We start from the raw sequence: 17,781 nt of genomic DNA, 5'->3' as shown, positions 1-17,781 counted from the left end.
CGTTGCTTCCTGTGAAATGGCTGTTGCACTATATGCAATACGGAGGGCGCGATGAGGCTGAAGACACTCGTGGCCGTGCTGGGCGTAGGCGCGGTGGTCGCCTGCGCTCCGGTGCAGTCCGGACCGACGAACTCCGGCACCGACGAGCAGACCGGGCAGGTGCGGGTCTGGCTGTTCGACGAGGTGAACCGGGGCCCCAAGGAAGCGGTCGTCAAGGAGGCGATCTCCGAGTTCCAGGGCAAGCACAGCGGCGTGACCGTCGACGTGCAGTACATCCAGGTGTCGAGCAGGGCCGAGCGCTTCAAGGCGGCCTTCAGCGACCCGAAGAGCGCTCCGGACGTCGCCGAGTTCGGCAACACCGACCTCGCGGGCTACGTCTCCGCGGGCGGCTTCTCCGAGCTCGACCTGAGCGGGTGGGCCGAGTCGAAGGACCTCGTCCCGACGATCCTCGACACCGCCAAGGTCGACGGGAAGACCTACGGCGTGCCGTGGTTCGTCGGCGTGCGCGCGCTCTACTACCGCACCGACGTGTTCTCCGAGCTCGGCCTCAAGCCCCCCACGTCGCTCGACGAGATCGCGCCGCTGGCGCGGGAGATCCGGCAGCGCAAGCCGGAGCTGATCGGCATCTCGGCCGGCGGCAAGTACCTGTTCGCCGCCCTGCCGTTCATCTGGGCCAACGGCGGCGACCTCGCCAAGTCCGACGGCGGCAGGTTCACCGCCGCGATCGACAGCCCGGAGGCCAGGGCCGGTGTCGCGAAGTACACCGAGCTGATCAAGGACGACATCTGCCCGCCCGCCGCCTGCGCGGGCAACGGTGGTGACGCGAGCGTCGAGGCGTTCCGCGCCGGCAAGGCCGCGATGACCATCGGCGGCGACTTCAACCGCAAGTCCGTCGACGCGTCGAGCGCCGCCGGCAAGTACGCCGTCGTGCCGCTGCCCGGCAAGGAGAAGGGCTCCATCGCCCCCGCGTTCGCCGGCGGCAACCTGCTCGGCGTCATGAAGGGCACGCAGCGCAAGACGCTCGCCACCGAGTTCACGCAGCTGCTCGCGTCGAAGAAGTACCAGCAGAAGATGTACGCGGCGATGGGCAACCTGCCGACGTTCAGCGACGTGCAGAAGCAGGTCGCCGACTCCGACAAGTTCCTGGAGCCGTTCACGAAGACCCTGCAGGCCGGCACGAAGTTCGTCCCCGTCACGCCGGCGTGGGCGAAGATCGAGGCGCAGGCCGTGGTGCCGACGTTGCTGCAGGAGGTCGTGACCGGCGCGAAGAACGTCGACACGGCCACCGCCGACGCCGCCAAGACGATGAACGCGGCCTTCACGTCGTGAGCGTGACCGCCAGAGGCCAGGGGCGGACCGCGTTCGCCTACCTGGCTCCAGCGCTGCTGGTCCTCGCAGGCCTGCTGGCCTACCCGATCTACCAGCTGGTGCTCATCTCGCTCTACGACTACGGCCAGGAGCAGGTGAGCGGCGGGGCGCCGCTCGAGTTCCTCGGTCTCGGGAACTACCGGGAGCTGCTGGGCAACCGGCAGTTCTGGGGTGTGCTCGGGCAGACCGTCGCCTTCGCGGCGGTCTGCGTGGTCGGCACGTTGCTGGTGGGCGCGTTCCTCGCGGTCCTCGCCACGAGGGTCCGCACCTGGGTCCGGATGACGTTGTTCCTGGCGGCTCTCGGCGCGTGGTCCACGCCCGCCGTCGCCGGCTCGACGATCTGGCTCTTCCTGTTCGACGCGAACTTCGGGTTCGTGAACGAGGTCCTGGGCATCCAGGGCTTCTCCTGGACGTTCGACAAGTGGACGGCGTTCGGGCTCGTCGCCGCACAGGTGATCTGGTGCTCGTTCCCGTTCGTCATGGTGACGCTGTACGCGGGCATCAAGGCGATCCCGGGCGAGGTGCTGGAGGCCGCGGCACTGGACGGCGCCTCGGCGTTCCGCACGGCGTGGAGCGTCACGCTGCCGTTGCTGCGGCCGATCATCCTCGTGGTGACGATCCAGTCGATCATCTGGGACTTCAAGGTCTTCACGCAGATCTACGTGATGACCAACGGAGGTGGCATCGCCGGGCGCAACCTCGTGCTCAACGTCTACGCCTACCAGCAGGCGTTCGCGGCGTCCGAGTACGGCCTGGGCGCGGCCATCGGTGTCGTGATGACCGTGCTGCTGCTGGGCATCACGATGTTCTACCTCCGCGCGCTGCGGCGGTCGGGGGAGGTCCTGTGAGGCGCTGGATCACCGAGGCGTTCGTCCTCGTCGTCGCCGCCGTGGTGGCGTTCCCGCTGTTCTGGATGGTCCTGTCCGCGTTCAAGCCGGAGGACGAGATCATCTCGGCCGACCCGGTGCCGTGGACGACGCGGCCGACGCTCGACAGCTTCACCCGTGCGCTCACGGTCGCGAACTTCGGGCGCTACTTCATGAACAGCATCATCGTCGCGTTGATCGTGGTGGCCCTGAGCATCCTGATCTCGTTCCTCGCGGCGACCGCGCTGACCCGGTTCCGCTTCCGCAGCCGCACGACGTTGCTGATCATGCTGCTGGTCGTGCAGATGGTGCCGGTCGAGGCGCTGACCGTCCCGCTGTTCTTCCTGATGCGGTCGGTCGGCGACAGCGTTCCGGTCTTCGGCCTGAACCACCTCGGCTCGCTCGTGCTCGTGCACCTCGCGTTCAGCCTGCCGTTCGCGATCTGGATGCTGCGGGGCTTCGTCGCCGCGGTGCCGGTGGAGCTCGAGGAGGCCGCCACCCTGGACGGCGCCTCGCGGTTCCGCTTCCTGTGGCAGGTGCTGTTCCCGCTCGTCGCGCCCGGCCTGGTGGCGACGAGCGTGCTGTCGTTCATCCACGCCTGGAACGACTTCCTGTTCGCCAAGACGTTCATCATCTCGGCCGTGGAGAACCAGACCCTGCCGCTGGCTCTCCAGGTGTTCGTCAAACCCGACCAGAACGATTGGGGCGCGATCATGGCGGGCTCCACCCTGATGACCATCCCCGTGCTGATCTTCTTCGTGCTCGTGCAGCGCCGGCTCGTGTCCGGTCTCGCGGGGGCGGTGAAGGGATGAACCTGCTGCCACGCCCGGTGTCCTACGTGGACGGTGGACGGCTCTGCGAGTACCGGGGCTGGGAGACCGTCCTCGTGGACGGGCCGCCCGGCGGCTACCGGCTGCTCTCGTCCGACGAAGGCGTGCTCATCGAGGCCAGCGACGCGGCCGGCGAGATGAACGCGCTGCAGACCCTGCGCCAGCTGCTCGGGGCCCGGGCGTTCCGGGCGGCGGGGGAGAAGCCCCGGTTCATCCCGGCGTGCGAGGTCGTCGACCACCCGCGGTTCCCCTGGCGCGGCGTGATGCTCGACGTCGCGCGGCACTTCCTGCCCAAGCGGGAGGTGCTGCGCTGGGTCGAGCTGCTGTCCGTGCACAAGCTCAACGTCCTGCACCTGCACCTCACCGACGACCAGGGCTGGCGCTTCGAGTGCAAGCGCTACCCCAAGCTCACCGAGGTCGGGTCGTGGCGGGAGGACTCGCGGTTCGGCGACCGGCGCTCCGGTGGGCTGAAAGGCCGTCCGCACGGCGGTTTTTACACGCAGGACGACCTGCGGGAGATCGTCGAGTACGCGCGGGCGCGGCACGTCGCGGTGGTACCGGAGATCGACGTCCCCGGCCACTCGCAGGCGGCGATCGCGGCCTACCCGGAGCTGGGCGTGCACGGCGGTGGCGTCTGGACCGACTGGGGCGTCAACGAACGCGTGCTCAACACGGAGGAGTCCACAGTGGACTTCTACCGGAACGTGTTCGACGAGCTGATGGACGTCTTCCCCGGCGAGTTCATCGGGCTCGGCGGCGACGAGGCACCCGGTCACGAGGACGGCGTGCTGGTCAGGGCCATCGCCGAGCACATCGCGGGCAGGGGCCGGCGGCCGTACGGGTGGGACGAGGTCCTGGACGCCCGCCCGCTGCCGAAGGGCACGGTGGTCGCGTCCTGGCGCGGTGTGGAGGGCGGCGTCACGGCGCTGCGCGAGGGCCACGACGTGGTGATGTGCCCCGAACAGCACGTCTACCTGGACTACCGGCAGTCGGAGTCGCCCGGCGAACCGATCCCGGTCGGCACGGTGACGACGCTGGAGGACGTCCACGCGTGGGAGCCGGTGCCGGCGGAGGTCACGGGAACCGAGCCCGGACGGCTGCTGGGCGCGCAGGCGAACATCTGGACCGAGCACCTCGACTCGCCCCGGCGGGTGGACTACGCGGCGTTCCCGAGGCTGGCCGCGTTCGCCGAGGTCATGTGGTCCCCGGCGGAGAAGGATCCCGGTTTCGTGCAGCGGCTGCGGGAGCACCACCTGCCGCGTCTCGACGCCCTGGGGGTGGAGTACCGGCCCCTGGACGGACCCCACCCCTGGCAGCGGCTCCCCGGTGTCCCCGGCTTTCCACGCTGATCACACGGCCGGCTCTTCCTCGGGCATGAGGACCCAGGCGGCGACGTAGAGGACGGCCCCGGCGCCGAACCCGAGCAGCGTCGCCGCCACCAGGACGATCCGCATGATCGCGGCGTCGACGCCGATCATCTTGGCGACGCCGCCGCAGACACCGGCGAGCATCTTGTCGCTGCGGCTGCGGCGGAGCTTCTTGACCTGGTCGGTGGCTTCGTTGAGCACGTTGTTCGTCATGGCTCAAGAGTCGTCGGGACGACGCCGCGGCACATCGGTGACCACCCGGAACCCGACCCTGATCCGGGGTCGGGGAACCGGGGTCTCAGTCGAGGCAGAACTCGTTGCCCTCGACGTCCTGCATCACGATGCAGGACTCGTTCTCCTCGTCGGCCTCCATCACGCGCACCAGCGTCGCGCCGATCGCTTCGAGCCGGGCGCGCTCGGCCTGCAACGCCGCCAGCCGCTCCGCGCCGACGAGCCCCGTGCCCGCCCGGACGCAGACGTGCACCCGGTTCTTCACGACCTTGCTCTCGGGAACCCGCTGGAAGTAGAAGCGCGGGCCCTCGCCGGTCGGATCGGCGACGGCCGACCACGAGCCGTCGCTCTCCGGTGGAGCGTCGTAGCCCAGCACCTGGCTCCAGAACTCCGCGACCCGCACGGGTTCCGCGCAGTCGAACGTGACCTGGACCTTCTTGATCGACCCCATCTCCCGAGGCTAGTCGTACCCTGACCCTCATGGGGTCCCCCGAGGGGCGGGGCTGCGCCGCGTGAGCCACGAGGTCATCCGGGCCGACCCGCACGCGGGCGAAGAGGGCTACCGGCCGGTCCAGCGCCACAGCGTGCACGCCCTGGAAGAACTGCTGGAGGAGGTGCGCCGTGCGTGATGTCCTCTACGACCTCGCCGAACGGGTGGCGAACGGCGAGACGGTCGGCGTCGGCACGGTGGTCGCGACCTTCAGCTCGGCGCCCCGGCCGGCGGGCGCGGCGATGCTCGTGACGCAGGACGGCGAGGCGGTCGGCAGCGTGTCCGGCGGCTGCGTCGAGGGCGCCGTCTACGACCTCGCGCAGGCGACCGGCGGCCCTGTGCTGCAGCGGTACGGCGTCAGCGACGACGACGCGTTCGCGGTGGGGCTGACCTGTGGCGGGATCATCGACATCTTCGTCGAGAAGATCAACGCCGAGACCTTCCCGCAGCTCGGCGAGGTCGTCGAGGCGGTGCGCGCCGAGGAACCGGTCGCCGTGGCGACGGTGGTCGAGCACCCGGACGGCGTCGGCCGGCGCATGGTCGTCTGGCCGGACCGCCGTGACGGCACTCTCGGCAGCGCACGGATCGATGACGCCGTCACCGACGACGCGCGCGGCATGCTGGCCTCGGGGCGCAGCGGCGTGCTCCGGTACGGACCGGACGGTCAGCGGCGTGGCGAGGGCATGAGCGTCTTCGTGAACTCGTTCGAACCGCCGCCGCGCATGCTCGTGTTCGGAGCGATCGACTTCGCCGCCGCGATGGCCAGGCTCGGCGCGTTCCTCGGCTACCGCGTGACGGTGTGCGACGCACGGCCGGTCTTCGCGACGCGCAGCCGTTTCCCCGAGGCGGACGAGGTCGTCGTGGACTGGCCACACCGGTACCTGCGGCGCGAAGCGTCCAAGCTCGACGAACGCTCGGTGATCGCGGTGCTGACGCACGACCCGAAGTTCGACGTGCCGCTGCTGGAGGTCGCGTTGCGGCTCAAGGTCGGCTACGTCGGAGCGATGGGGTCGCGCCGCACGCACGAGGACCGCCTGCAACGCCTGCGGGAAGCGGGCCTGACCGAGTCGGAGCTGGCCGCGCTGGCCTCGCCGATCGGCCTGGACCTCGGCGCGCGGACTCCCGAGGAGACGGCGGTGTCGATCGCCGCCGAGATCATCTCCCTGCGGTGGAAGGGAACCGGCAGGCGCCTGGTCGACCTCGGTGAACCGATCCACCGCTGATCGGTGGTTCCGCAGACAGGAACGACGCTCGTCACCAGACCGACCTCGCGATCACCGGCAGGCCGGCGCAACTCGGCCGCGGCCTGATCTCCGAGGTCAGCGGCGAGCTCGTCGGCCACTTCGCGGAATGCCTGGCGAGCACGCCGGGATCCGTGGATCCTGACGAGGTGGCGCAACAGCAGCATCTCCGAGTCGTACCCGACGAGCCGATCGACCTGGTCGACACGGCAGGCGTTCCGGTGTTGAAGCGCGTGCTGCCCGTTGCGGCCGCTGTGCTGGCCGTCGCGCTGTTAGTGGTCCTGCGACGCCGGCGGCAGCGCTGAGCCGTGCGACCCGGTGGCCCGCCTTGGTGCTGGTCGCCGGGTTCGTGCTGTCCGGGTGCACCGGTTCCCCGGTCGTGGTCACCTCCGAGCCGGCCCCGTCGCCGACCTCCTCCGGCCCACCCCCGGCGCGGTCGTTCGTCCTGACCGCGGGCGGTGACGTCCTCATCCACCCGGCGCTGACCGAGCAGGCCGTCGCCGACGGGGGCGCGGCCGGACGCGACTTCCAGCCGTTGTTCTCGGGGATCGAGGAAGCGCTGAAGGCCGACCTGTCGCTCTGCCACCTCGAGGTGCCGCTCGGCACCAAGGAGGGCCCGTTCTTCGGCTACCCCGCGTTCCTGGCGCCGCCCGAGGTGGCGAAGGGCCTGGTCGACGTGGGCTACGACTCGTGCTCGACCGCCTCGAACCACACGCTCGACCGCGGTGTCGCGGCGATCACGACGACCCTGGACGCGATGGACGCCGTCGGCCTCAAGCACACCGGCTCGTTCCGCACGCAGGAGGAGTCCACGGCGCCGCTGGTCCTCGACGCGGGCGGCGTGAAGGTGGCCCAGCTGTCGTTCACCTACGGCTTCAACGGCATCCCGCTGCCCCAGCCGTGGCGCGCGAACCAGATCAACGCCGCGAAGATCCTCGCCGACGCCCGCGCCGCGCGTGCCGCCGGCGCCGAGGTCGTCGTGCTGTCCGTGCAGTGGGGCAACGAGTACCAGCACGAGGCGACCGCGGACCAGAAGGCACTGGCCCGCCAGCTGCTCGCCGACCCCGCGCTCGACCTGATCATCGGCACGCACGTGCACGTCGTGCAGCCGTTCGAGAAGATCGGCTCCAAGTGGGTCGCCTACGGCCTGGGAAACGAGGTCGCCCGGCACGCCGAACCCCGCGGCGTGACCGAGGAGGGCGTGATCGCGCGCTTCGAGTTCGAGCAGGGACCGTCGGGCTGGTCCGTCGTCGAGGCCTCCTACACCCCGACGCTGGTCGAGCTGGGGCCGCCGATCCGGCTCGTCGACCTCACCAGGGTGCCCGCGACCGAGCGGCGGACGCAGGCGATCAACCGGACCGAGGGCATCGTGTTCAGCATGGGCGCCGACGACCAGGGACTCACCCGGCGCAAGCCCTGACCCGGTCGAACCGCTCCACCCACACCGGGTCGCCCGTCTCGAACTCGGCGATCCGGTCGGGCTCCGGCGCCTGGCGCAGCACGGGCAGGAAGCCGTTCACAGGCGTGAGCGACTCGCTCGTGACGTCGCCGTCGAGCAGCTGCACCGTCGCGAGCCCGCACGCGTAGTCGAGGGCCGGCAACGCCGCCGCCAGCGCGACCCCCGCCGCCATGCCGACCGACGTCTCCAGCGCCGACGACACCACGCACGGCAGTCCGCACGCCTCGGCCACCTCCAGCGCCCGGCGCACCCCGCCGAGCGGCGCCACCTTGATCACCGCGATGTCCGCCGCTCCCGACACGGCCACCTTCAGCGGGTCGTCCGCCTTGCGGATCGACTCGTCGGCGGCGATCAGGACGCCGGCCCTCCGGCGGACCGCCGCCAGTTCGTCCAACGTCCGGCACGGCTGCTCGACGTACTGGAGCCCTCCGGCGGCCCGGTCCATGGCCTTGATCGCCGTGACGGCCGTGTCGACGTCCCACATCATGTTCGCGTCGACCCGGACCGCCCCCAGCGGCCCGAGCGCGTCCCGCACCGCCTCGAGCCGCGCGCAGTCCTCCGCGAGCGTGGACTCGGCGACCTTCACCTTGGCCGTGGAGCACCCGGATCGCTTCACGATCTCGTGCGCCCTCTCCGGGCTGACGACGGGCACGGTGCAGTTGACGGGAACGCGGTCGCGGACCGGCGGCGGCCAGCCCTCGTTCGCGGCCTCCAGCGCACACGCGAGCCAGGCCGCGGCCTCCTCGTCCCCGTACTCCTCGAACGGGCAGAACTCGCCCCACCCGGCCGGACCTTCGAACAGCAGACCGGTGCGCCGCGTGATGCCGCGGAACCGGGCGCGCAGCGGGACGGAGTAGACGTGCACCGCCCGATTCAAGCGCACCTGCGCAGCTCCAGCGAACGCCCTCCCCCGCGCAGGTTGACGCTGCCGACCGGCTGCAGGCCCAGCACCGTGCACACGATCTGCTGGACGGCGGTGCCGCTGAGCTGCGACACGTCCGTCGAGAGGTTGACGTCGAGCCCGTTGGCGACGCGGTCGATGGTGGCCGGTGCCGCGTCGAACGGGACCTCGGTGCCGAGACCGAGGCTCTGCTCGGCCGCTGTCGGGCCCTGGGCGAGCAGGGCGATGACGTCGAAGCCGCTGAGGCTGCCCCGGGGACGGCTGGTGGGGACCACCGTGCCGCCGGGCGACGCCCAGTAGAGCGACGGGGTGGTGTTCTCGACGGGGCCGCTCGGGGCCTGGAGGCCGGGGATGGGGTCGGTGGGGCGGATGCCGCAGGCGGTGAGGAGGGCGAGGGCGAGCGCGACCAGGCCGAGCCCGCGCAGCCGACGGCGCCTCACGACCCACCGTCCAGCGGCAGCCGCAGCGTGAACAAGGCCCCGCCTCCCGGCCGGTTCGCCGCCTCCAGCGTCCCCCCGTGCAGCCGCGCGTTCTCCCAGGCGATCGCCAGCCCGAGCCCCGACCCCTCCGACCGCCCGCGTGCCGAGTCCGCCTTGAAGAACCGCGCGAACACGTGCGGCAGGACCTCCGCGGGCAGCCCCGGCCCGCAGTCGGCGACCTCGATCACCAGGGAGGACTCCGACACCGACAGCACCAGCGACACCGGCGGCGAGCCGTGCCGCAGGGCGTTGCCGACCAGGTTCGCCACGATCACGTCGAGGCGTCGCGGGTCCAGGCGCGCCCGCACGTCGGTCGGCAGCGTCGTCCGCACCTCGAAGCCGCGCATCCGCAGGCAGGCGCGCACGACCTCGGCCACGTCGACGTCGTCCAGCGCCAGGGCCGCCGTGCCCGAGTCGAACCTCGTCACCTCGATCAGGTCGTTGACCAGGCGCGTCAGGTTCAGCGTCTCGCGGTTCACCAGCCGCGCCGCCTGACCGGCCACGCCTGGCAGCGACGCCGTCTCAGCGTCCAGGACGTCGGTCACGGCGGTCATCGCGGCGAGGGGAGTCCTCAGTTCGTGGGACACGTCGGCGACGAACCGCCGTGCGTCCGCCTCCATCCGCCGCAGCTCCAGGACGTGGTGCTCCAGCGAGGACGCGGTGCTGTTGAAGGTCGACGCCACGGACGCCAGCTCGTCGCGCCCGCGCACCGGCACGCGGGCGGACAGCTCCCCCTGGCCGAGCCTCCACGCCGCCAGCCGCAGCTCGCGCACGGGGCGCAGGACGCCGCGGGCCGCCAGCAGGCCCAGGGCCAGGGCGAGGACCAGCACGGCGCCGCCGATGAGCCACGCGTTGCGGGCCAGTTCGCCGACGAACGCGATCTCCGACGTGAACGGCCTCAGCACGTACACCTCGATGCCCGAGGTGCCGCCGCCCGTCACCCGCAGCTGCATGCCGATGACGAGCCACACGCTGTCCGCGTACGACACGCGCTGCCAGCCGACGCGTCCGGACGCCACCAGGGCCCGCAGCTCGGTCGTGATCACGGACGGGTCCATGCCGCCCGCGAAGAGCCCGTTGCCGTACGCCAACGCCGAGCCCTCGCGGCCGGAGACCCGTGCGGCGACGCGGTCCAGGGTCGCGGCGTCCACCGGCCGCGCGGGCAGCGGGTAGAGCTGCTCGACGCGGTTCGTGGTCTCGATGACGGCGTTGTCCTGGGCTCGCTGCACGATGGCGTCGCGCGCCCGCACGTACCCGGCACCGGCCACGGCCGAGGCGGTCACGACGGTCAGGAAGGCGAACGCGAGCAGCAGCCGCAGGCGGAGCGTCACAGCGGTCCGAACCGGTAGCCGAAGCCCCGCACGGTCTGGACGTACCGCGGCGCGGCAGGGTCGTCCTCCAGCTTCGAGCGCAGCCGCTGCACGCAGGCGTCGACCAGCCGCGAGTCGCCGAGGTAGCCCTGGTCCCACACGGACTGCAGCAGCTGCTGCCGCGACATCACGCGGCCCGGCGACGAGGACAGCTCCAGCAGCAGCCGCAGCTCCGTCGGAGCCAGCGACACCGGCTGCCCGAGCCGCGTCACGACGAGACCGTCGCGGTCGATCGTCAGGTCGCCGTGGCGTTCGGCGACGACCTCGGTGGCCGAGGCGGTCGACCGCCGCAGCACGGCGCGGATGCGGGCCTCCAGCACGCGGGCCCGGGCGGGCTTGGCCACGTAGTCGTCCGCGCCCGCCTCCAGGCCGGCCACGACGTCGATGTCGTCGTTGCGCGCGGTCAGCATGATGATCGGCAGGTCACCGGCGGCGCGGATGCGGCGGCACACCTCGAACCCGTCCACGCCCGGCAGCATCAGGTCGAGCACCACGACGTCGGGCGTGGCGGTCCTCAACAGCTCGAGCCCCTCCTCGCCCGTGCGCACCGCTTCGACGGTGTGCCCCTGGTAGGTCAGGGCGAGTGACAGCCCTTCGCGGACCGCCTCGTCGTCCTCGATCAGCAGTACGCGCGGCATGCCCCCAGCCTTCCCGACTCCTCTGATGAGGACGTTCTCGCCGCGTCATCGTTGCGTAACGACCGCTGGGACGCAGTGGTGGCGGTCTAGTCGAGGGCGGCGGTGTGGCGCAGCTGCTGCGGTGTCGGGTCCGCGACCAGGACGCGCAGCGCGGCCGCGAACTGGTCGAAGCGCCGGTCGAACTCGGCCAGCTCGCGAGAGGGCTCCGCGACCAGCGCCGCCCTGCCCGGCCTGGGCACGGCGGACGCCAGCGCGTCGCGCAGCGGCTGGGCCCGGCGCAACGCCACGAGCAGCGTCCACAGCCGTTGCTCGACGAGCGCCACCTGCACCGGGTCTCCGGTCACGCGCAGGAAGTCGGACCGCACGGCCGTGGCGCGGCGGCGTTGCGAGGGGCAGGTGAAGTCGCCGGACCGGACCACGTCGGTGTCCGGGGCGGAGCGGGCCAGCGACTCCTCCGACCGGAACCGCCGCGAAGGCACGGTCCCGGCCGGGTTCCACATCCACCAGGCGGTCATCCGACCAGGTCGTCCGCGTCGACGATCTTGTAGGCGTAGCCCTGCTCCGCGAGGAACCGCTGCCGGTGGGCGGCGTACTCGGTGTCGAGGGTGTCGCGCGAGACGACCGAGTAGAAGTGCGCCTGCCGGCCGTCGCCCTTGGGCCGCAGCAACCGGCCGAGGCGCTGCGCCTCCTCCTGCCGGGACCCGAACGTGCCGGACACCTGCACGGCGACGGACGCCTCGGGCAGGTCGATGGAGAAGTTCGCGACCTTGGAGACCACCAGGGTGCGGAGCTCGCCCCTGCGGAACCTGTCGAAGAGCTCCTCGCGCTCCTTGTTCTTCGTCGACCCCTTGATCACCGGTGCCCCCAGCTCCTCGCCCAGCTCGTCGAGCTGGTCCAGGTAGGCGCCGATCACCAGCGCCGGCTCGTCGGGGTGTTGCTCGAGCACCCGCCGGACCACCGGGAGCTTCGTCCGCGCGGTCGAGCAGAGCTTGTAGCGCTCCTCGGGCTCGGCCGTCGCGTACAGCAGCCGCTCGTTGTCGGTCAGCGTCACGCGGACCTCGGTGCACTCGGCGGGCGCGATCCAGCCCTGCGCCTCGATGTCGCGCCACGGCACGTCGTAGCGCTTCGGCCCGATCAACGAGAAGACGTCGCCCTCCTGGCCGTCCTCGCGCACCAGCGTCGCGGTCAGCCCGAGCCGCCTGCGGCTCTGCAGGTCCGCCGTCATCCGGAAGACCGGCGCCGGCAGCAGGTGGACCTCGTCGTAGACGATCAGGCCCCAGTCGCGGGAGTCGAACAGCTCCAGGTGCTTGTACTCGCCCTTCGACTTGCGGGTGATCACCTGGTAGGTCGCGATCGTGACCGGCCGGATCTCCTTGCGCTCGCCCGAGTACTCGCCGATCTCCTCCTCGGTGAGCGACGTGCGCGCGATCAGCTCGCGCTTCCACTGCCGCCCGGCCACCGTGTTCGTGACCAGGATCAGCGTGGTCGCCTGCGCCTCGGCCATCGCCGCCGCGCCGACCAGCGTCTTGCCGGCGCCGCAGGGCAGCACGACCACGCCGCTGCCGCCCGCCCAGAACGCCTGCGCCGCGAGCCGCTGGTAGTCGCGCAGCTTCCAGTCGGCCTCGTCCAGCTCGATCGGGTGCGCCTCGCCGTCGACGTACCCGGCCTCGTCCTCGGCGGGCCAGCCGACCTTGAGCAGCAGCTGCTTGAGCCGCCCGCGCTCGCTCGGGTGCACGACGACCGTGTCGTCGTCGATCCGCGCGCCGAACATCGGCGCGATCTTCTTGTTGCGCAGCACCTCTTCGAGCACCGCGCGGTCGTGGGAGTGCAGGACCAGCCCGTGGGCGGGGTTGTTGGCCAGCACGAGCCGCCCGAAGCGGCTCATCGTGTCGACCACGTCCACCAGCAGCGGCTGCGGCACCGGGTAGCGGCTGAACCGCACCAGCGCGTCCACCACCTGCTCGGCGTCGTGCCCCGCCGCGCGCGCGTTCCACAGCGCCAGCGGCGTCACCCGGTACGTGTGCACGTGCTCCGGTGCCCGCTCCAGCTCGGCGAACGGCGCGATGGACGTGCGCGCTTCGTCGGCGAGCGGGTGGTCGACCTCGAGGAGCAGCGTCTTGTCCGACTGGACGATCAAAGGGCCATCGGTCACGCCCCCAGTCTCCCTGACGACGCCAAATGTGCTCGACCTGCGTCAGCTGGTGACGACAGGTGTGAGCCGACACACCGAGCCCACACGACGTGTCGTACGTTCTGGCCCATGAGCACCGAGTCGACTGATCCCGTCGAGCCGCCGGCCGCGGTGGCACCGGCTCCCGAAGAGGCCGGGACCGACGAGTCGCCCAAGAAGAACTGGCTGAAGTTCGTGATCGTCGGCCTGTTGGCCGTCGTGCTGGTCGGCGGTGGCGTGTGGGCGCTCACGTCGCTGGGCGGCGTCAAGGTCGGCGACTGCGTCAGCGCCTCGCCGAAGGACGTCGACAAGCCCGACGGCGAGTGGAACATCTCGTCGCAGGGCTGCGGCGACACCGCCGCCACCCACCGGGTGGCCGCCCTGCTGGACAACGCCGAGGACCAGTGCCCGGCCGAGGGCATCTACGAGCAGATGCAGGCCGACGGCGGCAAGTCGATGTGCCTCATGCCGAACCTCGCCGAGGGCAACTGCTACACGTCGAGCGACGACGGCGCCTTCAAGAAGGAAGCCTGCACCACCGAGTCGCCGGTGAAGATCGTGAAGAAGGTCGACGGCCTGCCCGAGGAGGGCTCGGTGTGCCCCGAGGGGTCGAGCGAGCTGCGGTTCAGCGAGCCGGCGTCGGTCTACTGCATGGGCGTGCACGAAGGGTCCTGATCGGGTGAACTCGGTTGAGTTCGAACCCGCACGGCGCCGATACCCGGGCCATGAAGAAGGTCGGCCTGGGCATCGGCGTCGTCCTCGCGCTCGTGCTGCTCGGCGGGTTCGTGCTGACCCAGCGCGGTGACGCGGCCCGGGCGGGCGACTGCGCGCGCATCTCCGGCGCGCTCGACGCGCCGAGGTACGAGGCCCTCGACTGCGGTTCCGGCCGGGCGAACGTCAAGGTCGCCAAGGTCCTGCGGTGGAACGAGAAGTCCTGCCCGTCCGGCGGCATGGACTACTCGACGTACACGGGCGGCTCCACGCTCTGCCTGATGCCGAACTTCGTCGAGGGCTCCTGCTACGGCCAGGACTCCGACACCGGCATCGCGAAGGTCGACTGCGCGGCGGAGGACTCGGTCAAGGTCGCCAGGGTGATCGGCGGCGAGACCGACCGCGCCGCCTGCGGCGAGTCCCGCGCGGCGGTCTTCCCCGAGCCCGCGGTCACGTTCTGCCTGGAGCGCGGCGGCCCGCGGCGGTGACCTCCGGGGTGCAGCGCCCTTGCTGCAGCGCGACCAACGACGTGATCCAAGCGGCCGTAACGTTTCCGTAAAGCCCCAGCGGTTTTCCGCTCCACGTGGCACTGTCTGCTCCGGCTGTGTCGGGGGGCATGGGCCATCTGGGGTAATTCGGAAATGAGAGAACCGCATGAGCACGACTGAGTCCGCTTCGCCCGCGACCGCGCCGGAGCCCACCCAGGAGCCCGCGCCGAAGAAGTCGAGCATCGGCAAGCGGATCCTGACCTACGTCGTCGGCCTCATCGTCGCCGCCGGCGCGATCTACGCGTTCAACTACTTCTCCAGCGACGTCGCGCAGGCGAAGGTCGGCGACTGCGCCGCCATCACCGGCACGTCGACCAGCCCGGAGTACAAGCCGGTCGACTGCGGTGCCGCCGAGGCGAACTACGTGGTCGCCAAGGCCGGTGGCACGAGCGAGGTCTGCGGCACGGACTACGACGAGTACACCCAGACGCAGCGCCGCGGCCCGAAGACGAAGCTCTGCCTCGCGCCGGTCCTGCTCGAGGGCAAGTGCTACGGCGACAACGTCGGCGGCGTCGGCGCGAAGGTCGTTGAGTGCACCGGGTCGGCCGCCTTCAAGGTGACCAAGGTCGTCAAGGACGCCGCCGCACCGCAGTGCCCCGAGGCCGAGGAAGCGCGTTCGTTCCCCGAGGCGAAGATCCACTACTGCGTCGGCGCCCCCGCGTAGCAGGTACCACCTCGGCGAAACCGGAGTCGTGACCCACGGCTCCGGTTTCGCCGTCTTTCGCGCCACCCATCGGAGAGGAAACCCAGTGACCGACCCCAACCACCCGCAGCAGCCGGGGCCCTACGGCCCGCCTCCCGGTGGCCAGCCGCAGCAGCCGTACGGCCAGCCCAACCCGTACGGGCAGCCGCCCCAGCAGGGGTACCCGTACGCCCAGCCGGGCCAGCCCGGTCCGATGCCCGGCCAGCCCGGTGACCCGTACGGCCAGCCGAACCCCTACGGCCCTCCGCCCGGCCAGATGCCCGGTCAGCCCCTGGGCCAGCCGATGCCGTACGGCCCGCCGCCGAAGAAGAGCGGTGCCGGCAAGGTCATCGGCTCGCTCGTCGGCATCGTCGTGCTGGTCGGCGGCGTCCTGCTGGTCAGGGCCCTGCTGAGCGGCGGCATCGGCGAGCCGTCGACCAAGGCGGGCGACTGCGCGAGCGTCACGGGCACCACGATCAGCCCGAAGTACAAGAAGGTCGACTGCGGAGCGCCCGAGGCGAACTACATCATCGCCAAGGCCATGAACTCGACGTCGGAGGCGTGCCCGAGCGAGGACTACGCCGAGTACACCGAGACCGGCCGGCGCAGGTCGTCGCTGAAGCTCTGCCTGGTGGAGAAGCTCGAAGAGGGCAAGTGCTACCAGGAGGAGATGGTCAAGATCAACATGGAGGGCATGAAGGTCATCGACTGCTCCAAGGGCGGCAACGAGTTCTCCGTCCAGAAGGCGATGAAGGTCGAGAAGGTCGTGAAGGCGGCCACCGCCGACTGCGGTGAGGCCACGGCGGTCTCCTACACCGAGCCTTCGCCGGGCATCACGTACTGCGTCTCGCCGCTCGGCGGTCAGTGACCCCGGGAGCGCCGCGGCCCGGCGGGTGCCCGTGCCGTGACGGAAGTGCTCCCGCGCGGCACGCGGTGGCGGAACGAGAAAAGGCGGGCCGGAGCACCGGCCCGCCTTCTTCCGCGTCCGCCGAGGGCTAGCTCGTGGTGCCCGGCGGCAGCAGCTGCTGCACGTCCAGACGGCCCGACAGCACGTCCTCGGTGTCCATCATGTCGGCGACGCGCTGGAGCCGGATCGGGTTCAGCGACAGCGGGAACGTGCCCACGGACACGAGGGCCGCGGTCGGCTGGTCGACGTCGGCGTAGCTGGTCAGCGAGTCCTGGACGGCCAGCTTGTTGGCCTGCGCGCGCTGCTGGGCGTCGCGCAGCACGTCCCGGAACACCTTCATCGTCTTCGGGTTCGCCTCGGCGAACTTCTTCGACGACGCGTAGCCGGACATCGGGAAGTCCAGCGTCGGGCCGCGTGCGGTGTCGGTGACGATCTTCGCGCCGATCTTGCGCTGCGCCTTCGTGATGAACGGCTCGATCATGAAGGCCGCGTCCACCTGACCGGACGTCAGCGCGTTCTCCATGTCCGCGAACGGCATCGAGGAGAACTTGATCTTCTGCTTCTCGACCGCGGCGGTGTCCAGCACGGCACGCGTGGTCAGTGCGCCGATGTCGGTCTCGTTGTTCACGGCGATGCGCGGGTTGGTCTTCTTGCCCGGGTCGTCGTAGTCCGAGGTCGCGGCCGTGACCAGCGCCATCGAGTTCTGACCGGCCTGGTAGGCCTCGCCCTGCAGCTGCAGCTCGGTGCCCTCGGCGACGGCGCGGAAGAGGCTGACGTGCGTGGCCCACGTGATGTCGAGCGTGGTGTCCAGCTGCTTGATGGCGTCGGTCTCGCTGGGCTGCGTGACCAGGTTGACCTGCAGGCCGGCCTTCTCGAACAGCTTCTCGTTCAGCGCGATCCGCAGCGGGGCCACGTCGACCACCGGCAGCACGCCGATGCGCAGGACGTTGCGCTCCATGTCCGCGGTGCCACCGTTCGACGAACTTCCGAACAGGCCGCAGCTCGCGGTCAGAACACACGTGATGAGCACTGCGGCAAGCCGCAGAGCTTTGGCTCGGGTAGCCATGGCACCTCTCGCCGGTAGGCCTTGAGTAGCATCGAATCGATCAGTGAGGGTCGCCACAGACCAGGTCGTCCACAGCCCCAACAGGGCGTTCGGACGGAGGTGCAGCGTGCCGACAACCGGGGATGTTAACCACCTGAACGTATGAAACGACACCCCATCTCGATACGGTGAGTGCTTCTGGAGACTTCCCCAGAGCCGGGGGTGACCATTACGCTCCCCGCCGGGTGGCACAGGTTGTTGTCGACCGACGTGTCTTCAGACGGGGTAGGGGCGCCTCAGCGGGCGAACCACCTCTGTGCTGCAATTCGGCCCGTTTGACGAGTCCATGCTCGGTCCTGGGGAGAGACCGGGACACTGCTGCTGGAAGAGGAAGCCCAGAGTGGCCCGACGTGAGAGAGGTCCCAGCCAGTTTGGCGTGGGTGACACCACACGCTCCGAAAGGCCCGAATCGGGTGAC

20 protein-coding genes are annotated in these 17,781 nt (G+C 70.7%); 11 read left to right on the top strand and 9 right to left on the bottom strand.

The genetic code is table 11. From position 1 onward, the window contains the following. The first annotated feature begins 51 nt into the window (after nt 1-51). From V1227_RS25660 to V1227_RS25645, 4 genes are read left to right on the top strand one after another with little or no spacing between them, the layout of a single operon-like run. Nucleotides 52-1,329, top strand: coding sequence for an extracellular solute-binding protein (locus V1227_RS25660; protein WP_329788032.1), 1,278 nt, complete (start codon nt 52-54; stop codon nt 1,327-1,329). A 2-nt stretch (nt 1,330-1,331) separates the two neighbouring features. Further along, nucleotides 1,332-2,216, top strand: a complete 885-nt coding sequence (locus V1227_RS25655; RefSeq protein ID WP_329788031.1) for a carbohydrate ABC transporter permease — start codon at nt 1,332-1,334, stop codon at nt 2,214-2,216. Further along, nucleotides 2,213-3,046 carry a carbohydrate ABC transporter permease gene (locus V1227_RS25650; protein WP_329788030.1) on the top strand — a complete coding sequence of 278 codons (834 nt, stop codon included), beginning with the start codon at nt 2,213-2,215 and terminating at the stop codon, nt 3,044-3,046. The genes V1227_RS25655 and V1227_RS25650 overlap by 4 nt, the downstream gene beginning before the upstream one ends. Further along, on the top strand, nt 3,043-4,413 hold the full coding sequence (locus V1227_RS25645) for a beta-N-acetylhexosaminidase (RefSeq protein WP_329788029.1): 1,371 nt from the start codon (nt 3,043-3,045) through the stop codon (nt 4,411-4,413). The genes V1227_RS25650 and V1227_RS25645 overlap by 4 nt, the downstream gene beginning before the upstream one ends. On the opposite strand, the gene V1227_RS25640 is transcribed toward V1227_RS25645, so the two are convergent. Continuing rightward, complete coding sequence (locus V1227_RS25640; protein ID WP_329788028.1) at nt 4,414-4,644, bottom strand: PspC domain-containing protein; 231 nt, start codon at nt 4,642-4,644, stop codon at nt 4,414-4,416. 85 nt (nt 4,645-4,729) lie between these two features. After that, on the bottom strand, nt 4,730-5,113 hold the full coding sequence (locus V1227_RS25635; protein ID WP_329788027.1) for a VOC family protein: 384 nt from the start codon (nt 5,111-5,113) through the stop codon (nt 4,730-4,732). A 170-nt stretch (nt 5,114-5,283) separates the two neighbouring features. Here V1227_RS25635 and V1227_RS25630 point away from each other — a divergent pair, with 170 nt between their 5' ends. The 3 genes from V1227_RS25630 (at nt 5,284) to V1227_RS25620 (ending at nt 7,813) form a co-directional block, all read left to right on the top strand. Further along, nucleotides 5,284-6,375, top strand: coding sequence for an XdhC/CoxI family protein (locus V1227_RS25630; RefSeq protein ID WP_329788026.1), 1,092 nt, complete (start codon nt 5,284-5,286; stop codon nt 6,373-6,375). A gap of 152 nt (nt 6,376-6,527) precedes the next feature. Beyond that, nucleotides 6,528-6,698 (top strand): hypothetical protein, encoded by a 171-nt coding sequence (locus V1227_RS25625; protein WP_329788025.1) that lies wholly within the window; start codon nt 6,528-6,530, stop codon nt 6,696-6,698. Nucleotides 6,699-6,724: 26 nt separating this feature from the next. Further along, on the top strand, nt 6,725-7,813 hold the full coding sequence (locus V1227_RS25620; protein ID WP_329794111.1) for a CapA family protein: 1,089 nt from the start codon (nt 6,725-6,727) through the stop codon (nt 7,811-7,813). Here V1227_RS25620 and V1227_RS25615 read toward each other — a convergent pair. The 6 genes from V1227_RS25615 to V1227_RS25590 form a co-directional block, all read right to left on the bottom strand. Continuing rightward, nucleotides 7,794-8,717, bottom strand: coding sequence for an o-succinylbenzoate synthase (locus V1227_RS25615; protein ID WP_329794110.1), 924 nt, complete (start codon nt 8,715-8,717; stop codon nt 7,794-7,796). The genes V1227_RS25620 and V1227_RS25615 overlap by 20 nt on opposite strands. 8 nt (nt 8,718-8,725) lie before the next feature. Continuing rightward, complete coding sequence (locus tag V1227_RS25610; RefSeq protein ID WP_329788024.1) at nt 8,726-9,193, bottom strand: GerMN domain-containing protein; 468 nt, start codon at nt 9,191-9,193, stop codon at nt 8,726-8,728. Beyond that, complete coding sequence (locus V1227_RS25605) at nt 9,190-10,563, bottom strand: HAMP domain-containing sensor histidine kinase (RefSeq protein ID WP_329788023.1); 1,374 nt, start codon at nt 10,561-10,563, stop codon at nt 9,190-9,192. The genes V1227_RS25610 and V1227_RS25605 overlap by 4 nt, the downstream gene beginning before the upstream one ends. Continuing rightward, nucleotides 10,560-11,240: a response regulator transcription factor gene (locus V1227_RS25600; protein ID WP_329788022.1), complete on the bottom strand. Its 681-nt coding sequence runs from the start codon at nt 11,238-11,240 to the stop codon at nt 10,560-10,562. The genes V1227_RS25605 and V1227_RS25600 overlap by 4 nt, the downstream gene beginning before the upstream one ends. Nucleotides 11,241-11,326: 86 nt before the next feature. Beyond that, complete coding sequence (locus tag V1227_RS25595; protein ID WP_329788021.1) at nt 11,327-11,755, bottom strand: hypothetical protein; 429 nt, start codon at nt 11,753-11,755, stop codon at nt 11,327-11,329. After that, a complete protein-coding gene (locus V1227_RS25590) occupies nt 11,752-13,392 on the bottom strand; it encodes a DNA repair helicase XPB (protein WP_329788020.1) in 1,641 nt (546 codons plus the stop codon). The genes V1227_RS25595 and V1227_RS25590 overlap by 4 nt, the downstream gene beginning before the upstream one ends. A gap of 108 nt (nt 13,393-13,500) precedes the next feature. Here V1227_RS25590 and V1227_RS25585 point away from each other — a divergent pair, with 108 nt between their 5' ends. The 4 genes from V1227_RS25585 (at nt 13,501) to V1227_RS25570 (ending at nt 16,219) form a co-directional block, all read left to right on the top strand. After that, entirely contained in the window at nt 13,501-14,085 is a 585-nt protein-coding gene (locus tag V1227_RS25585) for an LppU/SCO3897 family protein (protein WP_329788019.1), read from the top strand. Nucleotides 14,086-14,135: 50 nt separating this feature from the next. After that, nucleotides 14,136-14,609: an LppU/SCO3897 family protein gene (locus tag V1227_RS25580; protein ID WP_329788018.1), complete on the top strand. Its 474-nt coding sequence runs from the start codon at nt 14,136-14,138 to the stop codon at nt 14,607-14,609. Nucleotides 14,610-14,775: 166 nt separating this feature from the next. Next, nucleotides 14,776-15,333: an LppU/SCO3897 family protein gene (locus V1227_RS25575; protein WP_329788017.1), complete on the top strand. Its 558-nt coding sequence runs from the start codon at nt 14,776-14,778 to the stop codon at nt 15,331-15,333. 85 nt (nt 15,334-15,418) lie between these two features. Next, complete coding sequence (locus V1227_RS25570) at nt 15,419-16,219, top strand: LppU/SCO3897 family protein (protein ID WP_329788016.1); 801 nt, start codon at nt 15,419-15,421, stop codon at nt 16,217-16,219. A gap of 127 nt (nt 16,220-16,346) precedes the next feature. Here the strand turns inward: V1227_RS25570 and V1227_RS25565 are convergent, their stop codons facing one another. Continuing rightward, the gene (locus V1227_RS25565; RefSeq protein ID WP_329788015.1) at nt 16,347-17,324 is read right to left on the bottom strand and encodes an ABC transporter substrate-binding protein; all 978 of its coding nucleotides are present in this window, start codon (nt 17,322-17,324) and stop codon (nt 16,347-16,349) included. Nucleotides 17,325-17,781: the final 457 nt, after the last annotated feature.

Origin of the sequence: Lentzea sp. DG1S-22 (assembly GCF_036321065.1) — a bacterium.
Lineage (GTDB): Bacteria > Actinomycetota > Actinomycetes > Mycobacteriales > Pseudonocardiaceae > Lentzea > Lentzea jiangxiensis.
Note: the sequence above shows the minus strand (reverse complement) of the source record. Positions and strands in the feature narration are given on the sequence as shown.

What these genes read in the sequence shown, in the direction of transcription:
- V1227_RS25660 (WP_329788032.1), top strand. Translation starts at nt 52, where the DNA reads ATGAGGCTGAAGACACTCGTGGCCGTGCTGGGCGTAGGCGCGGTGGTC.
- V1227_RS25645 (WP_329788029.1), top strand. Translation starts at nt 3,043, where the DNA reads ATGAACCTGCTGCCACGCCCGGTGTCCTACGTGGACGGTGGACGGCTC.
- V1227_RS25640 (WP_329788028.1), bottom strand. Translation starts at nt 4,644, where the DNA reads ATGACGAACAACGTGCTCAACGAAGCCACCGACCAGGTCAAGAAGCTC.
- V1227_RS25635 (WP_329788027.1), bottom strand. Translation starts at nt 5,113, where the DNA reads ATGGGGTCGATCAAGAAGGTCCAGGTCACGTTCGACTGCGCGGAACCC.
- V1227_RS25600 (WP_329788022.1), bottom strand. Translation starts at nt 11,240, where the DNA reads ATGCCGCGCGTACTGCTGATCGAGGACGACGAGGCGGTCCGCGAAGGG.
- V1227_RS25595 (WP_329788021.1), bottom strand. Translation starts at nt 11,755, where the DNA reads ATGACCGCCTGGTGGATGTGGAACCCGGCCGGGACCGTGCCTTCGCGG.
- V1227_RS25585 (WP_329788019.1), top strand. Translation starts at nt 13,501, where the DNA reads ATGAGCACCGAGTCGACTGATCCCGTCGAGCCGCCGGCCGCGGTGGCA.
- V1227_RS25580 (WP_329788018.1), top strand. Translation starts at nt 14,136, where the DNA reads ATGAAGAAGGTCGGCCTGGGCATCGGCGTCGTCCTCGCGCTCGTGCTG.
- V1227_RS25575 (WP_329788017.1), top strand. Translation starts at nt 14,776, where the DNA reads ATGAGCACGACTGAGTCCGCTTCGCCCGCGACCGCGCCGGAGCCCACC.
- V1227_RS25565 (WP_329788015.1), bottom strand. Translation starts at nt 17,324, where the DNA reads ATGGCTACCCGAGCCAAAGCTCTGCGGCTTGCCGCAGTGCTCATCACG.